Source organism: Streptomyces sp. NPDC059895 (assembly GCF_042731035.1).
GTDB lineage: Bacteria > Actinomycetota > Actinomycetes > Streptomycetales > Streptomycetaceae > Streptomyces.
In genome coordinates this window covers 1-1,181 of record NZ_JBHWKO010000137.1, presented here as the reverse complement: position 1 = coordinate 1,181, position 1,181 = coordinate 1, and the positions used below count along the sequence as shown (strand labels likewise).

The following is a 1,181-nucleotide window of genomic DNA, read 5'->3' as shown; positions in this document are numbered from 1 at the left end:
TGTCGCCGTTCCTTGAACCGTGACCCCCTATCGGTCGATGAAAAGTGACCCCTTCCGTGATCGAGTGATCAGTCTGGCTCCATGGGAGTCAGGTGGAAGAGGTGATCGGTGTGGAGGACTGGGCTGAGATCCGGCGGCTCCACCGTTCGGAGGGAATGTCGATCAAGGGGATCGCGCGTCATCTGGGGATCGCCCGGAACACCGTGCGGAGGGCTGTGGCCAGTGATGACCCGCCGAAGTACCGGCGGGCGCCGAAGGGCTCGATCGTGGACGCGGTGGAGCCGGCCATCCGCGAGTTGCTGGCCCGGTACCCGCGGATGCCCGCCACGGTGATCGCCGAGCGGATCGGCTGGGAACGCTCGCTGTCGGTGCTGAAACGGCGGGTGCGGGAACTGCGGCCGGTCTACCTGCCGGCGGATCCGGTCTCGCGGACGGCGTATCGGCCCGGCGAGCTGGCCCAGTGCGATCTGTGGTTCCCGCCCGCGGACATCCCGCTGGGCTTCGGGCAGACCGGGCGTCCGCCGGTGCTGGTGATGGTGTCCGGGTATTCCCGGGTGATCACCGCGCGGATGCTGCCGTCGAGACAGGCCGCCGACCTCGTGAGCGGGCACTGGGACCTGCTGTCCGGCTGGAATGCGGTGCCGAAGGCACTGGTCTGGGACAACGAACCCGCCATCGGACGCCGCCGGGAGGGACGGTCTGTTCTCGGGCATGAGTTCGCTGCGTTGGCCGGGCTGCTGGCCTGCAAGATGATCCTGTGCCGGCCCCGCGACCCGGAGGCCAAGGGTCTGGTCGAGCGGGCCAACGGCTACCTGGAGACGTCGTTCCTGCCCGGCAGGGTGTTCACCTCCCCGGGCGACTTCAACACGCAGCTGAGTTCGTGGCTCGATGTCGCTAACCGGCGGGTGCACCGCACTCTTGAGGCCCGCCCGGCCGAGCGGTGGGAGGCCGACCGGGCCGCGATGCTGCCACTGCCGCCGACCGCACCGCCGCGCTGGTGGCAGACCTCGGTGCGGATCGGCCGGGACCACTACATCCGGCTGGACACCTGCGACTACTCCGTCCACCCGGCCGCGATCGGAAGGGTCGTGCGGATCGAAGCGGACACCGAGACGGTGCGAGCTCATCTGGACGGCCGACTGGTCGCCGAGCATGCACGTTGCTGGGCCCGCCACCAGACG

1 protein-coding gene is annotated in these 1,181 nt (G+C 69.3%); it reads left to right on the top strand.

The features are described from left to right. Window positions 1-101: 101 nt before the first annotated feature. The coding region (istA, locus tag ACFV9M_RS42035; RefSeq protein WP_385079932.1) for an IS21 family transposase at window positions 102-1,181 on the top strand (1,080 nt) is incomplete at its 3' end.